This is a genomic window from Agrobacterium sp. (assembly GCF_032092815.1).
Classification (GTDB): Bacteria; Pseudomonadota; Alphaproteobacteria; order Rhizobiales; family Rhizobiaceae; genus Agrobacterium.
Genome location: NZ_DAMDBP010000094.1, coordinates 1 through 3,800, shown reverse-complemented (window position 1 = coordinate 3,800; position 3,800 = coordinate 1). Strand labels below are relative to the sequence as shown.

The following is a 3,800-nucleotide window of genomic DNA, read 5'->3' as shown; positions in this document are numbered from 1 at the left end:
ATGGCACGGGTTGGTGTTTTTGCGGCCCTGATCGCATGGGCGAAAGCGGACCGAGTTCGATATTGCCAACCACCAGCCACCGATACGATATCATAGGATCGGTTCTTCAATTCTGCTCGAAGATCCGCAATCAACCGGTCAATATCGCATTGTTCACCCACGACACGTGCCAGAGTTTCGCGACGGACCGGCTCAGCAGCAGAAAATATGATTGCCTCCACCCGCATCATCCATTCCCGCCAACGGAATTCCTCCGGCAAATGTTCAAGCTCGGTATCCAATGGGATTTCGATCTTGGCCCCTGATCGCCTGTCGCGCCTCTCCTTTTTGGGTGCGGTTTCCTGATCCATCGTCAAATCCCGTAAATGCGGAATGTAGAGCGGCCGGAAAGTTCCCGCACACCGCCAAAGCTCTCAAGGCGCTCGAAAAACCTGCTGCTGGCCCAACGTGACAGATCCGTGCCGGGCGCAGATGCCGATACCGCATCCTCATTCAGGAGTTGCCAAATTATCCGGTCGCCGCCTTTTGTGCGTATTTTGCCGGAGTTCGCGATCATCCGATCCGCGCGCCGGCCGATGTCATTTGCCAGTTGCAGGGCATCTTCGGCGCCATAAACCACGGCCAGACAAACGGCCCGAGCAAATCCGGCCTCACCCGGCATTACCCGGCCCTTACCACCAGAAATTCGAAACGCTGGCCCATACCTTTGGCTGAGAAAAAGCGGAACAGGCAAATCCCAACCGAGGCGCTGCGTCAGAACCCAATCCGCCAGCCACCATGCCAGAACCTCCGCATCGGGCCGCACCGCATGAATTGTTGTGACAAGCTGAGCTACGGCAAATGGCGCAGCCTGGGGTTTTTGCATCAGATCATCAAGAGCTGAAGGAATGTCCGCAAGTGCGGCATCCCATTTCAGAGTGAACAGCTCCGCCAAGGACTGAAGTGTTTTGGAACTGATGAAATCCATGCGTGTCTTCAGCAATCTGGTTGCCAATAGTACATTGCCTGCCGGTCCGGCATTTTCTCCGGCGCGCGCCATCAACACGGCGTCACGCAACGCTGCTTCATCCGTTTCACGGCCGAGCATCTGGTTGGCAGACAAGGCACAATGGAGCGCCAAGCGGCTACGCCAGCATCCCAACCAGGCATGGCCTTTTTTTATAAATCCATCGAGAGAGTTTAATGCCGCTCCAGCCATAAAAGCCGCATCCGTTTCGGTCGCGGCAGTTTTTTTATCCAAAGCCCAGGCAGAAACAATCGCGGGTGAATAGGCGACACTCACACCGCTGCGTGATGCTCTTTTCATGGGCAAAAGTTAGCAGAGAAGAGCACTTGTTGCCATATCTGTGGGAGATTTACGCACAACCTGTCTCAGAGGCAAGTTTACTGTAATTGCCGGGCCAATTGGGTCTTTAGGGTGGAGTATTTCTATCAACCAAACTGCTGAGTACGTCGCCATGCGGCGGGAGTCTGGCCGGACACCTGGCGGAACGCTTTGGTCAGATGTGCCTGATCTGAAAATCCAAGCTGGGCGGCAACACCGGCAACACTCAGATCACTTTCAAGAAGCATCTTCTGCGCCAGATCAATGCGTTTTCCGAGCTGCCACTGCAGTGGTGTCTTGCCGGTTGTCTGTTTGAAAACATTGGCAAACCAGCTTTCTGACAGGCCGACAATCGTTGCCATCTCCGCAACGGTCATGCGGCAATCACTCCGCTCGTTCATTCCAACGATCAGCTTGTTCATTTGGGCCTGTGTCAGCCGTCCATTGGCCCGCTCGCAACTATCTTCGGGAAGATCAATCAATGCCGTCACGATGCTGGCAATGAGGGTTTCAACGTAAAGCGCGTGTTTGGTTGGTTCGCAAACCTCATCAATGACCAGACTGGCCAGCAGCTCTATGGCGCGAATGTCCTGAATTTCAACCGGCCTGCGCAACGCCGCCAACGCAGCGGATGCACCAATTGACGGTGACAGGAACCGCAGCAGCCGATCCTTGTGCAGGTGCAGATCAAGATGCGAGAACCTGTGTGTTCCCGTAAAATTCGTCCACAATGGCACGCCAGCCGGCACAAAGATGGCCCGCATCATCGGACGATATTGTTGTGTGTCGATCCGATCGTTGTTGGACATCTGGATATGCGAGGACACGTCGTTCAGAAAAATGACAATCCGCGGGTCAGGAGACAGATAATAGGCATTGGCACCATTCTGGCCCTCAGCGTCCCAATACACACTCATCATGCCATCAAGCCCACGCCATTTGACCGGCGCATTCAGCCTTATGCCTTGCGTATGGCAAACCATCGAGTGCAGAAAAGTCATAACAGTTCAGTCAACTTTTTTCGTGAATTCCAACGCGTGATCCCGACCGGGCGTTCAAAGGGAGCTGCCCGACAACGTCAACGTTCATCACGCTTTTTGGAAAATCCCGCCTTTGCTGGCAGTTATTCTCCGCGTGGCCGGCAGATTATTATGACAAAAATATTCATGTTTGACCGATATGGCAACTGTTTTGTCACGAACGGCTGCCTTCACCGGCTTCTCACGACGATATTGCTCGTTAATGATGTAACCACGAATGGGCACAATTTTTATGCCCAGCGCACTATTCAACAAAATAACAATGACATCGTACTATAATCGATGCCAGCACTGCCTTTAATCTGATGCCATGAAGACAATTGGCGAATATGCAATTGCTGGACTGCAACGTCCAAAGCGTCTGCGTTTCGGCGGAGGCGTTGTTGACCAGACCTGATGAAGACCGATACTGCGTCAGCGACTATTTCCTTGCAGAAAATCTGCTATCGACTGCGACAATCCCCTTTAATTCGCAGACTGTTGAAATTGAGCTTTTCCACTGCGAAGCCGGACCTGGCGACACCCGACTGGTCACGCTGCCTCCAGCGGACGCCTTTCTGTTGTTGCTTTATCTGGAAGACGCCCAACACTGCGATGTCATCAATGGTGTGAAAGATCAGGTCAGAACCTTTCGTGAAGGCAGTATCTGTCTGGTGAATATCGAGGCAGGTGTCTCGATCTGCCTGCACTCGTCACTGAAAGCCATCTCATTTCTCTTGCCGTTAAGCGTCATGGACGAGATCAGCGAACGGGCAGCGCCAGGCAGAAATACCGGTTTTCTGTGCCCACGCGGGCGCCCTGACCCTGTTATGCACCATATCGGCCAGGCATTTCTGGACTTGATTACGCCGGGAACACATCAGGAAACCGTCCTGCTCAAACATCTGGTTGCGGCAATCGGCGTGCACCTTGTTTCCCGTTACAGCACGGCGTCACAGAACAATTGATACCCGTCATCCAAGATGGGCGTTCCTCATCATGCCGTCGGATTCTCCAGCTAAAATGTAGCTGTAAATTTCAGCGATACCATTCTTCCAAACAGCGTTTTATTCGACAATAAAAAATCTGCGGCGATCATTAGCCTGTGTGCACCATTTGAAAAAAAGGATCCGTACATGAGCGCCAAGGCCATACCCCTCCCCGGTTCCAAACTTCCAAAGCTTACAGCCATCTCATGGCTGCATCAGGTCAAACCACATATATTTGGTCACCTCCCTAAAGGCGGCAAGACCAATGAAACAACTGCCAGTTCCTCGCAACAACAAAGGGAAAGTTGATGCCGACGCGCCGTACATTCCTTGGCGCGGCCTCGAGCCTTGCCTTTCCCAACCTGTTTTCTGCGGCTGACGCCGCTGATCCCATCCAGACCGGAGCCGCCTCCATGTATCCCGACTTGATCCTTCACCATGGTTTGATCACCACGCTTGATCGCGCCA

The 3,800-nt window shown here is 53.0% G+C and carries 6 protein-coding genes; 2 read left to right on the top strand and 4 right to left on the bottom strand.

Going from position 1 to position 3,800, the window contains the following annotated elements; translation table 11 throughout:
• From RT613_RS23765 to RT613_RS23750, 4 genes are all read right to left on the bottom strand, one after another.
• The coding region (locus tag RT613_RS23765; RefSeq protein WP_313618826.1) for an SMC-Scp complex subunit ScpB at positions 1 to 350 on the bottom strand (350 nt) is incomplete at its 3' end.
• Between the two features lie 2 nt (positions 351 to 352).
• Positions 353 to 1,306, bottom strand: a complete 954-nt coding sequence (locus tag RT613_RS23760; protein ID WP_313618825.1) for a DUF1403 family protein — start codon at positions 1,304 to 1,306, stop codon at positions 353 to 355.
• Between the two features lie 125 nt (positions 1,307 to 1,431).
• Complete coding sequence (locus tag RT613_RS23755; protein ID WP_313618824.1) at positions 1,432 to 2,325, bottom strand: AraC family transcriptional regulator; 894 nt, start codon at positions 2,323 to 2,325, stop codon at positions 1,432 to 1,434.
• 87 nt (positions 2,326 to 2,412) lie between these two features.
• Positions 2,413 to 2,616, bottom strand: coding sequence for a hypothetical protein (locus RT613_RS23750; protein WP_313618823.1), 204 nt, complete (start codon positions 2,614 to 2,616; stop codon positions 2,413 to 2,415).
• Between the two features lie 131 nt (positions 2,617 to 2,747).
• On the opposite strand from RT613_RS23750, the gene RT613_RS23745 reads away from it, so the two are divergent.
• Together RT613_RS23745 and RT613_RS23740 are read left to right on the top strand one after the other, a co-directional pair.
• Positions 2,748 to 3,311, top strand: a complete 564-nt coding sequence (locus tag RT613_RS23745; RefSeq protein WP_313618822.1) for a hypothetical protein — start codon at positions 2,748 to 2,750, stop codon at positions 3,309 to 3,311.
• Between the two features lie 168 nt (positions 3,312 to 3,479).
• Positions 3,480 to 3,641 (top strand): hypothetical protein, encoded by a 162-nt coding sequence (locus RT613_RS23740; protein ID WP_313618821.1) that lies wholly within the window; start codon positions 3,480 to 3,482, stop codon positions 3,639 to 3,641.
• Positions 3,642 to 3,800 lie beyond the last annotated feature (159 nt).

Coding starts and splice junctions, on each gene's coding strand:
- RT613_RS23740 (WP_313618821.1), top strand. CDS start 3,480: ATGAGCGCCAAGGCCATACCCCTCCCCGGTTCCAAACTTCCAAAGCTT.
- RT613_RS23755 (WP_313618824.1), bottom strand. CDS start 2,325: ATGACTTTTCTGCACTCGATGGTTTGCCATACGCAAGGCATAAGGCTG.
- RT613_RS23760 (WP_313618825.1), bottom strand. CDS start 1,306: ATGAAAAGAGCATCACGCAGCGGTGTGAGTGTCGCCTATTCACCCGCG.